This window comes from Aeromonas sp. WP2-W18-CRE-05, assembly GCF_014168615.1.
In the GTDB taxonomy this organism is placed as follows: Bacteria; Pseudomonadota; Gammaproteobacteria; order Enterobacterales; family Aeromonadaceae; genus Aeromonas; species Aeromonas caviae.
In genome coordinates, this window is sequence record NZ_AP021917.1 from 1375000 (window position 1) to 1388888 (window position 13889).

Below are 13889 nucleotides of genomic sequence, written 5' to 3' on the forward strand. Positions count from 1 at the left end.
GGGCAAGTTGCCTGGGGGGCGGCCTTGCAGACATGGAAAAGGCGCCAAAGGGCGCCTTTTCAACTCGGGAGTGGGGAAGATTACTCCTGCTCCAGCTCGCCGCAGAAGCGATAGCCTTCGCCATGGATGGTGGCGATGATCTCCGGGGTGTCGCCCACGCTCTCGAAGTGCTTGCGAATACGGCGGATGGTCACGTCCACGGTGCGGTCGTGGGGCTTGAGTTCGCGGCCCGTCATCTTCTTGAGCAGCTCGGCACGGGTCTGGATCTGGCCCGGGTTCTCGCAGAAATGCAGCATGGCGCGGAACTCGGAGCGGGGCAGCTTGAACATGTCGCCAGCCGGGCTGACCAGGGCGCGGCTGTTGATGTCCAGGGCCCAGCCATTGAACAGATAACGTTCCACCAGCTTCTTCTCTTCGCCACCGGCGGCCACGTTCATGGTGCGGCTCAGCAGGTTGCGGGCACGGATGGTCAGTTCACGGGGATTGAACGGCTTGGTGATGTAGTCATCTGCACCGATCTCCAGCCCCAGGATCTTGTCCACTTCGTTGTCGCGACCGGTCAGGAACATCAGGGCGATGTTGTCATCTTCACGCAGCTCGCGCGCCAGCAGCAGGCCGTTCTTGCCCGGCAGGTTGATGTCCATGATCACCAGGTTGATGGTGTGGCTGGTCAGGGCCTGGTGCATCTCGTCACCGTTGTTGGCTTCCAGCACGATGTAGCCTTCGGCTTCGAAGATGCTCTTGAGGGTGTTGCGGGTGACCAGCTCGTCTTCGACGATCAGAATATGTGGTGTTTGCATGAGTATTCCCAGATTCTTATCAGTTAATTATCGAAATTTTAACACTCTTTGGCGTTATCCGACCGGTCCTGAAAATTTATTACGTCATCCTGGGTATGAATATCAGGTCGAATCATCGCGAATTTGGTAACTATGTCGGCAAGCATCCCTGTGCCGTACATGGGCTCTCAACAAGTCTGAACAAGAGAAGCCCGGAGAGGTAGTCCATTACAAAAGTTGCTGCATTTTATCAGTTAACAGGCGCATAACAACACTCTTTGCCGTCAGATAGCAACTTTTTAACTCAGCTTTGATATAAGTCAATCCCCGAGTTCGCTGCATCATACTTGGGCTGACCCGCTTTTTCGCCCTTAATAAATGTAATGGGATGTAACATGTGGTTGACATGACTTTGTGGGAAAACTACAGAAAAGTGTGCTTCATCGCCCCCTTTGCGCCTCCCAGCTGCCCAGCCTATGCCATTGTCACGGCCTGGAACCCGGCCAGCCGGTGGGTGGGGCTGCGCCGCAATGCCCGTCGCCAGCGAGCCCTTGTCCGGCAAGTGGGCGAGTGTCCCGTCATGGGAGAGGTCTGGGGGAGCGATGAGGATGAGCGCTGGCAGGAGGCGTCGCTATTGTTGCCGCTTTCGCTGCCAGAAGCGATCCGGCTGGCCGCCCGATTTGGCCAGAATGCCCTCTATTGGGTGCGTGAAGGAGAGCTCTGGCTGGTGCCCGTGTTGCTGGAAGGGCCGCCCTGTCATCTGGGGGCGCTTGCGTCCCGCTGGCGGTTCAGGCCTTTGGGCTGACATGACCCCCCGCCATCCGGACAGGGCACCCGGCCGGTGGATTGTCAGCGCCCCGACATGATGAAAGAATGAGCGGACACATTTCACTCCATGGAAGGATGATGATCATGCTGGACCTGCTGCCCGACCTTTGCGATGAACATGGCGATGCCCTTAGGATCGCTGACCCCCTGTTTCAGGACTATGGCGGCAAGACGCTGTTTTACGGCGAGGCCGTGACCCTCTCCTGCTTTGAAGACAACAGCCTGGTGCGTGAGCTGGTCAACCGTCCCGGCCATGGCAAGGTGATGGTGATCGACGGGGGCGGCTCCCTGCGTCGGGCGCTGCTCGGGGATCAGCTGGCCATCAAGGCGGTGGAGCAGGGGTGGGAGGGGATCCTCATCAATGGTGCCGTGCGGGATGTGGGGACGCTGGCGACCCTGGCGCTGGGTGTCAAGGCCCTGGCCCCCTGCCCGGTCAAGACCGAAAAACGGGGCCTGGGCACGCTGGATACCGTGGTCTCTTTTGCCGGAGTGACCATAGCGCCCGGCGACTATGTCTACGCCGACCTCAACGGTGTGCTGGTGAGCGGCGCCAGGCTCCTCTGAACCTCAGAAGTTGAAGCCCACGCCCAGAGTGAGAAAGTGTTCCGTGCTGAAGGCACTGAGTCCGTAATTGGCGGTGATGGCCAGGGAGGGTGTCACCAGCAGGCTGCTGTTGAGCTCAACCAGGGTGCTGGCCTTGCTCACCTCCAGTTGCTTGAGCTGGCTGCCGATGTTGAGTGACGGGGAGAGGCGATAGCGCACCCCAGAGCTGATATTGAAGCCGGCCTGCCCGCTCTGGGGGCCGATGGCGGGGCCGGCCTCCATGTAGAGGCTGATGTCATCCTGAAGCGGGTATTGGTAGCCGGTATTGATGAGCCAGAGGTCGAAGTTGTCGCCAAGATGGCTCTGGTTGCCGAGCAGTATGCCGGAATAGCTTTTGACGTAGAGCGGGTTGTCCGATTCGGTCTGGAGAAAACTCCAGTCGGCGGCCTGAGCCGAAAAGACGAGGCTGGATGCCATGGCGATGACGAGAGACTTGACCATTCGTTTCCCCTCCCTGGGTCCGAACAGGACTACAAGCATGGCACATGCCAGCGGGGAGTAAAGGGAACCCCGATCACAATAAAAGAGTTTTGATTGACGCCGCAGTCATGGTACACAGGCCCCTCACTCCGTGTCGTTACGACACGCTCCATCACGAGGTGAACTGATGAACAACAAACTGATCCTGCTGGCCGCTCTGGCCCTGGGAGGCTGCGCCATGACTACGGGCTCTACGCTGGCACAATTGCAGGCATCGACCTGGCAACTGCAAGGGGCGAGCGGTGATACCTTCACCCTGCAGGTCGCCGGTGACAAGGTGGCGGGCAAGGGCGGCTGCAACCGCTACTTTGGCGGCATCACAGAGCAGGGTGACGGCGTGTTGACGCTGGGCGCCATGGGTTCGACGCGCATGATGTGTGCGGGGGATCTGGCCGGCAAGGAGATGAACTACCTGCAGACCCTGGAGAAGGTGGCGAGCTTCCAGATCAGCGGCAAACAGCTGGTACTCAAGGATGCCGACAAGGCCACCTTGCTGACCTTTGACGCCGTGAAATAAGCCGGAATCTCGTCAAAGGCTGTCGCAGGCGACCCCTGCGCCAGCGTGCATAAGAATGTGAAAAGGGACGCCATGGCGTCCCTTTTTGTGCCTGATGTCGGGTCATCCCCCTCGCTGGAAGCGAAACCGCTTCTTGCGCCGGTAGGGATAGACATCCTCGAACATCCCCTCCTTGATGTTGCTCTGCAGCATCTTCCAGTAGTTGGCATCGAAGAGCTCCTTGTGCAACTGCATCATGATCTCCCGCACCTGGGGTTTTTGCAGCAGGAAGGTGGCGAACTCCTCCGGGAAGATGTCGTTGGGTGCCACCGAATACCAGGGTTCGGCGCTCCACTCGTCCTCCGGGTAGCGCGGCGGCGGGATCTGGCGGAAGTTGCACTCCGTCATGTAGCAGATCTCGTCGTAGTCATAGAAGACCACCCGGCCGTGGCGAGTCACCCCGAAGTTCTTGAACAGCATGTCGCCGGGGAAGATGTTGGCCGCCGCGAGCTGGCGGATGGCGTTGCCGTACTCCTCCAGGGCGAGGCGGGTCTGCTGTTCGTCCGCCTGATCCAGATAGAGGTTCAGGGGGATCATCTTGCGCTCGGTGTAGAGGTGTTTGATCACCAGCTTGTCGGCGGTGAGGGTAAGCGCAGAAGGCGCCACCGCCTTGAGCTCGGTCAACAGCTCCGGCGAGATGCGATCGAGGGGAAATTCGAAGTTGGTGAACTCCTGGGTATCTGCCATGCGGCCCACTCTATCGTGCTGTTTTACCAGCCGGTATTTCTCCTTCACCTGCTCGTGGCTCACCTCCTTGGGCGGGGTGAACTCGTCTTTTATCACCTTGAACACCACATCGTAGGAGGGGAGGGTGAACACGCTCATCACCATCCCCTTGATGCCGGGCGCAATGACGAACTGCTCCCGGCTCTGGGCCAAGTGCTGCTGGTAGTGGCGATAGAGCTCGGTCTTGCCGTGTTTCTGGCAGCCGATGGCGTTGTAGATTTCATAGTCCGGCTTGCGGGGCATGATCTGGCGAAGGAAGGCCACAAAGAGCGCCGGTACCGGGGCATAGACCATGAAGTAGGCGCGGGCGAAGCCGAACACGATGGAAGCAAGCTCCGGCTCGAAGATGACGGTGTCCACATAGATGCTCTGACCGGTGCTGAGCAAGGGCAGGATGAAGGGATAGACTTCTCCCTTCACCCGGATGAGCCCCACCAGATAGGCTCCCTTGTTGCGATAGAACACCTCCCTGAGCAGCTCGATGGCGAAGGGCTCCTCGTGCAGGATGGCCGGGCCGCTCTCTGCCAGATGGCGGTGGATGTCCATGATGTCCCGCTGCTTGTCTTCGAAAGGGAGGGTGAAGCTGTAATCCCCGAGCAGCTGGCTCAGGGTCTGGGGCAGGTGGGAGAGATCGGTGCGATAGATACGCAGCAAGGATCCCAGGTCAGGCTTGTCGCCCCGGCTCACGAAGGGGTGGATATAAAGGTTCTCGTCGCGGATGTTGCGATGGCGGAAGATGCGGCGATAGACGGAATTGAAGAAAGACTCCGCCACCTCGAAGTTCTCGCAGCGGGGCAGGAGATCGCTGAAGGCGCCTTTCACCTGCTTGAGCAGGGCCTGGGTCGGCAGCTGCTCCCCCATCATCTGTTTGATCTGAGCCGTGGTGGCGCCGACATGGTGATCATAGAGGCGGATGCGCTCTCGACCGGCGAGCTGCACCCCCAGCCAGTCGCTGTTCTCGAAACGGCTCTTGCTGCCCTGGGTTATCTCGAGAAAGCGGCTGTAAAACGACTCAAAACGTTGCAGGATCGTCTCGGCGACCGCCTGCTCCAATGGCTGCTGCATCTCTCTCTTCCTTGTGAACTGTCGGGCCCATGGCGTCAGTGCCCTGAGGCGGCGGACTCGCGTCCAAGGCCACTATGGCAACATCCAAACATCTGTTCAAGTGGCAATATTTCGGGATAAACGGTAGATTGCGCCCCTGTTTTGCCGACGGTTCGCCGCAGTTCGCGGCGTCGGCCCCATCCTGGAGAGAACCCGATGAAACTCTATTTTGTGCTGGTGTCGCCCGCCCGTGCCGCCAACGTGGGGGCTGCTGCCCGCGCCATGAAGACCATGGGCTTCGATGCCATGCGACTGGTGGGGAGCCGGGTGCACGAAGAGGAGGAGGCGAGCTGGGTTGCCCACGGGGCGCAGGAGATCCTGACGGATGCGCAAGCCTTCGACACCCTGGAAGAGGCCCTGGCGGACATGGATCTGGTGGTCGCCACCACCGCCCGGCAGCGCGGCCGCTACCAGCACTACCTCACCCCGGCGGACATTCGCGACCAGATCCGGGCCAAGCCCTCCCTCGAGAAGGTGGCCATCGTGTTTGGCTGCGAGGAGTCCGGACTCTCCAACGAACAGCTCGCCCAGGTGGATCTCATCAGCTACCTGCCTCTCAAGGTCTCATACCCGTCCCTGAACCTGGGTCAGGCGATCATGCTGTATGCCTATGAGCTGAGTCCGCTGCTCGATGACCAGAAAGTGAGCGACGAGCAGGACGTAGCAGAAAATTTCGAGAGTGCCGGGCAGGTTCGCGTGCTGAAATCAAAAACAGCAGAATTGCTTGGTGAACTCGGAGTTTCGCAGGATGAAAAACTACATCAATGGGTGATGGACCGAGTGCCCATGCTGCCGCAGCGGGATCTCAATATGCTCCATCTGCTCTGCAAAGACCTTGCCCGCAAGTTTGGCAAGGAGGTTTAGGTTGACAGCCCCTCGCCGGGCGCGGTATTGCTAACAACCAGATTCGTTCAAGAGTGTTCGTCATGCAGCTATTCACCAACATCATCACCACCACCATTATTACCGGTACCACCACAGGTGGCACTGGGGCCGGTTGATGCGCTGACGAACAAGCACAGAAATCAGAAAAAGGCCCGTACCCACCCAGTACGGGCCTTTTTTGTTGGATTGTTTTTAGACCTATTAGCAGATCAATTTGCAGGGAATACAGGGAGATAGCGATGAGAGTGTTGAAATTTGGCGGGTCGTCACTGGCCGACGCAGAGCGTTTCTTGCGGGTTGCCGATATCGCGGTGAATACCCACGGCCAATCCCAGGTGGCCCTGGTGCTGTCGGCACCGGCCAAGGTGACCAATCACCTGGTCGCCCTGGTGGAGCAGACCAGTCGCGGCATGGATGCAAGCAGTACCCTGTTCGAGATCAACGGCATCTTCTCCCGCCTGCTGGCGGGGCTCAAAGCCGCCTATCCCGCGCTGGATGACAAGGCGCTGCAGGCCCGTCTCACCGCCGAGCTGGATCAGGTGGAGCGGCTGATGCAGGGCATTCGCCTGCTGGGGCTGTGCCCGGACAACGTCCAGGCCCGTATCCTGAGCCGGGGCGAGAACCTCTCCATCGCCTTCATGCACGAACTGCTGCGGGTGCGCAGCCTTGAGCTGGACATCATAGTACCGGAGCAGCTGCTGGTGACCGACGGCGGCTACCTGGAGGCGCACGTCGACATCGAAGCCTCCCGCCTGCGCTTCGCCGCCAAGGGCCTGCGTTCCGACTGTCTCTACCTGATGCCGGGCTTCACCGGTGGCAGCGACAAGGGTGAAACCGTGCTGCTGGGCCGCAACGGCTCCGACTATTCCGCCGCCGTGCTGGCCGCCTGCGTCGATGCCGAGTGCTGCGAGATCTGGACCGACGTCGAGGGCTGCTACAACTGCGACCCGCGCCTGGTGCCGGACGCTTACCTGCTCAAAACCCTCTCCTATAAAGAGGCGATGGAACTCTCCTACTTCGGTGCCAAGGTGCTGCACCCGAAGACCATCGCCCCCGTGGCCCAGTTCCACATCCCCTGCCTCATCAAGAACAGCTTCAACCCTCAGGGTCCGGGTACCCTCATCGGGGTCGATCAGGGGGATGACGATCTGAAGGTGAAGGCCATCTCGGATCTCTCCGGCATGTGCATGTTCAACGTCTCCGGTCCCGGCATGAAGGGCATGGTGGGCATGGCCGGTCGCATCTTCTCCGCCGTCTCCCGCGCCGGGGTCAGCATCGTGCTGATCACCCAGTCGTCCTCCGAGTACAGCGTCAGCTTCTGTATCCACAGCTACGACAGCGACAAGACCCGCAAGGTGCTGGAGCGCGAGTTCGAGCTGGAGTTCAAAAACCAGTTGCTGGACCCGCTCGAGATCATGACCGATCTGGCCATCATCTCCCTCATCGGCGATGGCATGCGTACCTCCAAGGGGATGGCGGCGCGCTTCTTCACCTCCCTGGCCCAGGCCTCCATCAACATCGTCGCCATCGCGCAAGGGTCGAGCGAGCGCTCCATCTCCGCGGTCGTGCGCTCCGGCAAGGTGGCGGAAGCCATCAAGGCGTGCCACCAGAACTTCTTTGGCAGCCAGCAGTTCATCGATCTCTTCGTGGTCGGGGTGGGTGGCGTCGGTGCGGCCCTGGTGGATCAGATTGCCCGCCAGCAGCCGGTACTGGCCGAGCAGGGCACCGGCCTGCGTGTAGTGGGCATCGCCAACAGCCGCCAGATGGCGGTCAACAAGGATGGTCTGGCCCTCGCCAACTGGCGTGAACAGCTGGTGGAAGCACAAGGCAGTTTCAGCCTGGAGGCGGTGAAGAAGCTGGTGGAAGAGAGCCACCTCATCAACCCGGTGATCGTCGACTGCACCTCGAGCGAAGCCGTGGCCGTCCAGTACGCCGATTTCCTCGGGGCCGGTTTCCACGTGGTCACCCCGAACAAGAAGGCCAACACCGGGTCGCTGGATTACTACAAGGCGCTGCGCCGCACCGCCCGCCAGACCCGTCGCAAGTTCCTGTACGAGACCAACGTGGGCGCGGGCCTGCCGGTCATCGAGAACCTGCAAAACCTCATCAAGGCCGGTGACAAGCTGCGCGCCTTCGACGGCATCCTGTCCGGGTCGCTCTCCTTCATCTTCGGCAAGCTGGACGAGGGGATGGCCTTCTCTGAGGCTACCCAGATCGCCCGCTGCAACGGCTTCACCGAGCCGGATCCCCGCGATGACCTGAACGGCATGGACGTGGCTCGCAAGCTGCTCATTCTGGCCCGCGAGGCCGGCATGGCGCTGGAGCTCTCCGATGTGGAGGTGGAGCAGGCACTGCCGCCGGGCTTTGACGTGAGCGGCGACGTGGAGGCCTTCATGGCCCGCCTGCCCGAGGCCGACGGCTGGTTCCGCGACCAGTTCGCGGCGGCCCAGCGTGAAGGCAAGGTGCTGCGTTACGTCGGCTCCATCGAGGGTGGCAAGTGCAAGGTGGCCATCAAGGCGGTGGGTGGTGACGAGCCCCTGTTCAAGGTAAAAGACGGGGAGAACGCGCTCGCCTTCTTCTCCACCTATTACCAGCCCATCCCCCTGGTACTGCGCGGCTATGGCGCAGGTACCGAAGTGACCGCCGCCGGTGTCTTCGCCGACGTGCTGCGCACCCAGAACTGGAAGCAGGAGCTGTAACATGAGTTCAGAGATGAACCCGAATGTAGAAATCGGCGGTAGCGTGGTGGCCTATGCCCCGGCCTCCAGCGCCAACCTGAGTGTGGGCTTTGACGTCCTGGGGGCGGCGCTCGCCCCCGTGGATGGCTCCCTGCTGGGTGACCGCGTCCAGGTCAAATCGGCAGAGGTGCCTTTCGCTCTCTCTTCCGTGGGCCGTTACGCCCACAAGTTGCCGGACGACCCGAAAAAGAACATCCTCCACGACTGCTGGGTCGCCTATGGCGAGGCGCTGGAGAAGCGCGGCCTGGGTCTCAAGCCGCTGGAAATGGTACTGGAGAAGAACCTGCCGGTAGGCTCGGGTCTGGGATCGAGCGCCTGCAGCGTGGTGGCGGCGCTGGAAGGGCTGAACGCCTTCCACGGTGCGCCCCTGAATGAACACGACCTGCTGCTGTTGATGGGGGAGATGGAAGGGAAGATCTCCGGCTCCGTCCATTACGACAACGTGGCGCCCTGTTATCTGGGCGGCATGCAGCTGGTGCTGGAGGAGGGAGGCGTCATCAGCCAGGGCATCCCGGTGTTTGACGAGTGGTACTGGGTGGTCTGCTACCCGGGCACCGTGGTCTCCACCGCCGCCGCCCGTGCCATCCTGCCGGCCCAGTATCGCCGCCAGGACTGCCTCACCTATGGCCGCCGGCTGGCCGCCTTCGTGCATGCCAGCTACAGCCGCCAGGAAGGGCTGGCCGCCAGCGTCCTGAAAGACGTCATCGCCGAGCCTTATCGCGCGGCCCTGATTGAAGGCTTCAACGAGGTGCGGGCCCAGGGGGCCCAGAACGGGGCGCTGGCCACCGGCATCTCGGGGTCCGGTCCCACCGTGTTCGTGGTGATGAAGGATCTGGCCCAGGCCGAACGCATGAAAGAGTGGATGGAAGCGCACTTCGTGCGCAATGAAGATGGATTTGCCCGGGTCTGCAAACTGGACATGGCCGGGGCACGGGTAACAGGAAGCGAGCTATGAATCTTTACAACATCAAGGACAAGAGTGAACAGGTGAGCTTCGCGCAGGCGGTGCGTCAGGGGCTGGGCCGCGAGCAGGGGCTGTTCTTCCCAGAGACCCTGGAGCCGCTGGCCGACGTGGATGCCCTGCTGGATCTGCCGCTGGCCGAGCGCTCGGCCCGCATCCTGAGCCACCTGCTGGGTGACGAAGTACCGGCTGCCAAGGTGAGCGAGCTTATCGACGCTGCTTTCACCTTCCCGGCGCCCCTGGTGAAGCTCAAAGATGGCACCTATGCCCTGGAGCTGTTCCACGGCCCGACCCTGGCGTTCAAGGATTTCGGCGGCCGCTTCATGGCCCAGTGTCTGGCTGCGTTCAGAACCAATGACAAGATCACCATTCTCACCGCCACCTCCGGCGACACCGGCGCTGCCGTGGCCCACGCCTTCTTCGGCCTGGAGGGGATTGAAGTGGTGATCCTCTACCCCAAGGGCAAGATAAGCCCCTTGCAGGAGGCGCTCTTCTGCACCTTAGGCGGCAATATCCGCACCCTCGCCATCGACGGTGACTTCGATGCCTGTCAGGCGCTGGTCAAGGATGCCTTCGACGATGAAGGGCTCAAGACCGCCATCGGCCTCAACTCCGCCAACTCCATCAACATCAGCCGCCTGCTGGCCCAGGTTTGCTACTACTTCGAAGCCGTGGCCCAGTTGCCGAAAGCCGATCGCGCCAAGGCGGTCATCAGCGTGCCGTCCGGCAACTTCGGCAACCTCACTGCGGGTCTCATCGCCAAGGCGCTGGGGCTGCCGGTGAAGCGCTTTATCGCCGCCACCAACGCCAACGACACCGTGCCGCGCTACCTGAAAACCGGCCAGTGGGAGCCGCACCAGACGGTCGCGACCCTGTCGAACGCCATGGACGTGAGCCGCCCCAACAACTGGCCGCGGGTGGAAGAGCTGTGCCGTCGCAAGGGCTGGGCGCTGGAAACCTTGGGCTCAGGGATGCGTGATGATGCCCAGACCCGGGATGCGTTGCAGCGCCTGCATCAGCTGGATTACCTGTGCGAGCCCCACGGGGCGATTGCCTGGGATCTGCTGAACGAGCAGCTTGGGCAAGACGAGGTCGGGGTCTTCCTCTGCACCGCCCATCCGGCCAAGTTCAAAGAGTCGGTGGACGAGATCCTGAATCTGGATGTACCGCTGCCGGGCCCGCTCGCCAAGCACGCCGCGCTGCCGCTCCTGTCCCACGATCTGCCCGCTGACTTTGGCCGCCTCAAGGCCTTCCTGCTCGGTTAAGCCGTCATGAGACGCTGACGATCCCCCGCTTTTTCACGAAAGCGGGGGATTTTTTATGTCCGGTATTGGGCGGGTAGCCCGCCCAGATCCCCCTGAAACAAGGAGCACGGCATGAGCCCGCATCCCCTTCGCACCCTGATCGAGACCTGTGACGCCGCCATCTCCCGGCGCGACTTCGACGCCCTGATGGCCTTCTACGCCGAAGACGCCGCCCTGGTGGTCAAACCCGGCATGGTGGTGCGCGGCATTCCCGCCATCCGCCGCGCCTTCACTGCCATCTCCGATTACTTTGACGGTCAGCTTGAGGTGACCCAGGGGGCCATGGAGGTGATCGAGGGGGCAGACAATGCCCTGGTGATCATGGAGACCCGGCTGCGATATCCGGGCGGAGAGGGGTGGATTGCTGAAACCCGGCGCGCTACCTATGTGTTTCGCAAAGAGCCCGGCGGGCAGTGGCGCTGCACGGTGGACAACTCCTACGGCACCACGCTGCTGGGGGCGCAGCAGCCCGGCGATCGGCCTGCAACCGACTAGCGCAGTCACACTGGCTCGGCGTAGCCAGAGTGCGTGTATAGCGTGCGTAATCAAGGCTCACCATCAAGGCCGTGCAGCCAGACCGGTTAGTCAGATTGAGTAGCCAGATTGAGTAGCAAGAGCCAAGCCATCCAGGCCGGAGAACCCGAGCCGCACGCAGGGCACCGCTCTGCCTGGGAGGGGGATCACAGCGCAGCCCACGGCGCAACTCCCCGTTTTGGTTGTGCCTCACAACCTGCTGGCAGAAAGTGCGCCGACAGTGATTGCTGCGACGTTTTTGCACATTTGATTTGCACTCTCGTTGTTATGCTCGCCCCCTGGCAGCACAACCCTGTCTGTGGGTCATTTCCGGCCCCCCGTGGCCCGTTGACCCGGTCTGCCGTGGCTGCTAATCAGGGGACTGCTTGACACCCTTCATGGACGAGCAGGGCCGCAGATGCCTCGACGGCGCGGCTTATCGACAACAACAACACCACAGTGCAGGGAGCAAACCATCATGTGGCCGTACCGAAAAATAGTGACCCAGTCCCTCAAAACCCCCCTGATGATCGCCAGGATCATGTTTTACCTGGCCCTGTTATTGGTATTCCCCCTGCCAATGATCATGCTTTCGGACTCTCCGGCGGCAGAGATCGGGCGTTTCTCTTACATCCTGGTGACGTTTCCCATCGCCATTGGGCTGATGCTGATATCGAGCCTGATGGCCATACTCATTGCCATGGTGGAGTCGCGCAACCAGCAGCCACCCCAGGGACGGTGGTAAGAGGGCCCTCGCCTTGCTAGCCATCCAATAAAAAACCATCCCGGGAGGGATGGTTTTTGGACTTCCAAATTGGGACTCCCACCTTTTTGCCAGCAGTTTGCCCGGCACTGTGGTCAGCGGCGATGCCATCAGCCACCTTGTTAATCCGATAGATCCCGTTTTACTCCCTTGGCATTTGTTTGGTGTCAGGCATTGCCATGTCTGAACACGCGACCCCACTGGGTAAATGTCGCTGGTGTACAAGGTATTTATCGGGTTCCAGGAAGATCAGTGTGTGATGAGAGATATAGCCAGCCAGGTAACGGCTGGCTCAAAAAGGTGGGTGTCCTATATTTTATCTAGATTTTATGCTAAGGACTTTTATGGGCTCGACTTTGTGACCGGGGTCTTGTGATCACTAGCTCTGAGCACTAGCTCTTTATGTCGACATGGTCATTTTTCTTAAGAAACATTAAATGGTCCTCTCCAGGGAATTTTGGGTTCCATTCCATATCATGTATGGAGATGGTATTCACCTGACAGTTGCCCACAAAAGGGAGTGGTCATACGGCTTCAAACCGGATAACAAAACGGTACCCCTACCGTGTTATCCGGAGTCACCGTATGACCACCAACGAGAAAGTAGCACGTCGTAAACTCAGCCTGCTAGAGCTCGCCAAAGAGCTCAATAACGTCAGCAAAGCCTGCAAGCTCATCGGCTACAGCCGTCAGCAGTTCTACGAAATTCGCCGTAACTATCAGACCTATGGCGCCGAGGGCTTGCTCGACAAACTCCCCGGCTGTAAAGGCGCTCATCCCAACCGGGTCGCTCCCGAGATTGAACAGGCCATCCTCGATTACTCTCTCACCAGACCAACCCATGGCCCGCTGCGGGTCGCGCAAGAACTGGCTCTGCAAGGCATCAACGTCAGTGCGGGCGGTGTGCGTGGCGTATGGCAACGGCACGACTTGCTCTCCAAGCATGACCGCTTGTTGCGCCTCGAGAAAACCCACAGGGAACAGACGATTGAGCTCAATGACGAGCAGATCCGCCTGCTCGAGCGCTTCAGCCCCGAGTTTCGCGAACGCCAAATTGAGGTTCACTACACCGGGGAACTGGTGGCGGTCGACACCTTCTTCGTCGGCGCACTCAAGGGGGTGGGCAAGGTGTATCTGCAAACCGTACTGGACTGCTACAGCCGCCACGCCTGGGGACGGCTCTACACCAGCAAGCTGCCGGTGACCTCGGTCCATGTGCTCAACGAAACGGTCCTGCCGTTCTTCGAGGCTCACGAGGCGCGGGTCTATACCATCCTGTCGGACAACGGGCGCGAGTTCTGCGGGCGCCCTGACCATCACCCCTACGAGCTGTTCCTGCAACTGGAGGGGATTGCGCACCGGACCACCAAGGTACGCAGGCCGCAGAGCAACGGCTTTATCGAGCGGCTACATCGCACCCTGCTGGATGAACACTTCCGTATCAAGGGGAGGACGACCTGGTATGAATCAGTGGAGCAGATGCAGACAGACCTGGACAGCTATCTGGATCACTACAACACCCAGCGGCCACATCAGGGCAGGATGATGGAGGGTCAAACCCCCTACAGCATGTTCAAAAAGGGTCTGAAATTGATACCGAAGGAAGTGCGCACTAAAGTAGCGTAAACAAGACACCGGTTTGAGGCCGG

Annotated in this window: 13 protein-coding genes and 1 other annotated feature; of the genes, 10 read left to right on the forward strand and 3 right to left on the reverse strand. The window is 60.5% G+C overall.

Translation table 11 applies throughout. The annotated features are described in order from the left end of the window. Window positions 1-80: 80 nt before the first annotated feature. Window positions 81-800, reverse strand: a complete 720-nt coding sequence (gene arcA, locus H7R73_RS06705; RefSeq protein WP_010673581.1) for a two-component system response regulator ArcA — start codon at window positions 798-800, stop codon at window positions 81-83. 385 nt (window positions 801-1185) lie between these two features. Here arcA and H7R73_RS06710 point away from each other — a divergent pair, with 385 nt between their 5' ends. Together H7R73_RS06710 and H7R73_RS06715 are read left to right on the forward strand one after the other, a co-directional pair. Then, a complete protein-coding gene (locus tag H7R73_RS06710) occupies window positions 1186-1584 on the forward strand; it encodes a DUF3293 domain-containing protein (protein WP_103260518.1) in 399 nt (132 codons plus the stop codon). A gap of 107 nt (window positions 1585-1691) precedes the next feature. Further along, on the forward strand, window positions 1692-2171 hold the full coding sequence (locus H7R73_RS06715; protein WP_103261167.1) for a putative 4-hydroxy-4-methyl-2-oxoglutarate aldolase: 480 nt from the start codon (window positions 1692-1694) through the stop codon (window positions 2169-2171). Window positions 2172-2174: 3 nt separating this feature from the next. Here the strand turns inward: H7R73_RS06715 and H7R73_RS06720 are convergent, their stop codons facing one another. Then, window positions 2175-2651: a hypothetical protein gene (locus H7R73_RS06720; RefSeq protein ID WP_103260517.1), complete on the reverse strand. Its 477-nt coding sequence runs from the start codon at window positions 2649-2651 to the stop codon at window positions 2175-2177. Window positions 2652-2817: 166 nt separating this feature from the next. On the opposite strand from H7R73_RS06720, the gene H7R73_RS06725 reads away from it, so the two are divergent. Continuing rightward, window positions 2818-3207, forward strand: coding sequence for an META domain-containing protein (locus tag H7R73_RS06725; RefSeq protein WP_039039356.1), 390 nt, complete (start codon window positions 2818-2820; stop codon window positions 3205-3207). 102 nt (window positions 3208-3309) lie between these two features. Here H7R73_RS06725 and aceK read toward each other — a convergent pair whose 3' ends face one another. Further along, on the reverse strand, window positions 3310-5037 hold the full coding sequence (gene aceK / locus H7R73_RS06730) for a bifunctional isocitrate dehydrogenase kinase/phosphatase (protein WP_010673586.1): 1728 nt from the start codon (window positions 5035-5037) through the stop codon (window positions 3310-3312). 195 nt (window positions 5038-5232) lie between these two features. Here aceK and H7R73_RS06735 point away from each other — a divergent pair, with 195 nt between their 5' ends. The 7 genes from H7R73_RS06735 to H7R73_RS06765 all read left to right on the forward strand — a co-directional run bounded on the left by H7R73_RS06735 (window position 5233) and on the right by H7R73_RS06765 (window position 13866). Beyond that, on the forward strand, window positions 5233-5940 hold the full coding sequence (locus H7R73_RS06735; RefSeq protein WP_039039357.1) for a tRNA/rRNA methyltransferase: 708 nt from the start codon (window positions 5233-5235) through the stop codon (window positions 5938-5940). A gap of 69 nt (window positions 5941-6009) precedes the next feature. Continuing rightward, window positions 6010-6143 (forward strand) — a sequence feature (Thr leader region). Window positions 6144-6200: 57 nt separating this feature from the next. Beyond that, on the forward strand, window positions 6201-8660 hold the full coding sequence (gene thrA / locus H7R73_RS06740; protein ID WP_103260516.1) for a bifunctional aspartate kinase/homoserine dehydrogenase I: 2460 nt from the start codon (window positions 6201-6203) through the stop codon (window positions 8658-8660). Window positions 8661-8673: 13 nt separating this feature from the next. Continuing rightward, complete coding sequence (gene thrB / locus H7R73_RS06745; protein ID WP_010673589.1) at window positions 8674-9654, forward strand: homoserine kinase; 981 nt, start codon at window positions 8674-8676, stop codon at window positions 9652-9654. Beyond that, a complete protein-coding gene (gene thrC / locus H7R73_RS06750; RefSeq protein WP_103260515.1) occupies window positions 9651-10925 on the forward strand; it encodes a threonine synthase in 1275 nt (424 codons plus the stop codon). The genes thrB and thrC overlap by 4 nt, the downstream gene beginning before the upstream one ends. A gap of 111 nt (window positions 10926-11036) precedes the next feature. Beyond that, the gene (locus H7R73_RS06755; RefSeq protein ID WP_103260514.1) at window positions 11037-11459 is read left to right on the forward strand and encodes a YybH family protein; all 423 of its coding nucleotides are present in this window, start codon (window positions 11037-11039) and stop codon (window positions 11457-11459) included. Between the two features lie 496 nt (window positions 11460-11955). Continuing rightward, complete coding sequence (locus H7R73_RS06760) at window positions 11956-12222, forward strand: hypothetical protein (protein WP_041214771.1); 267 nt, start codon at window positions 11956-11958, stop codon at window positions 12220-12222. Between the two features lie 603 nt (window positions 12223-12825). Continuing rightward, on the forward strand, window positions 12826-13866 hold the full coding sequence (locus H7R73_RS06765; protein WP_101613896.1) for an IS481-like element ISAs19 family transposase: 1041 nt from the start codon (window positions 12826-12828) through the stop codon (window positions 13864-13866). Window positions 13867-13889 lie beyond the last annotated feature (23 nt).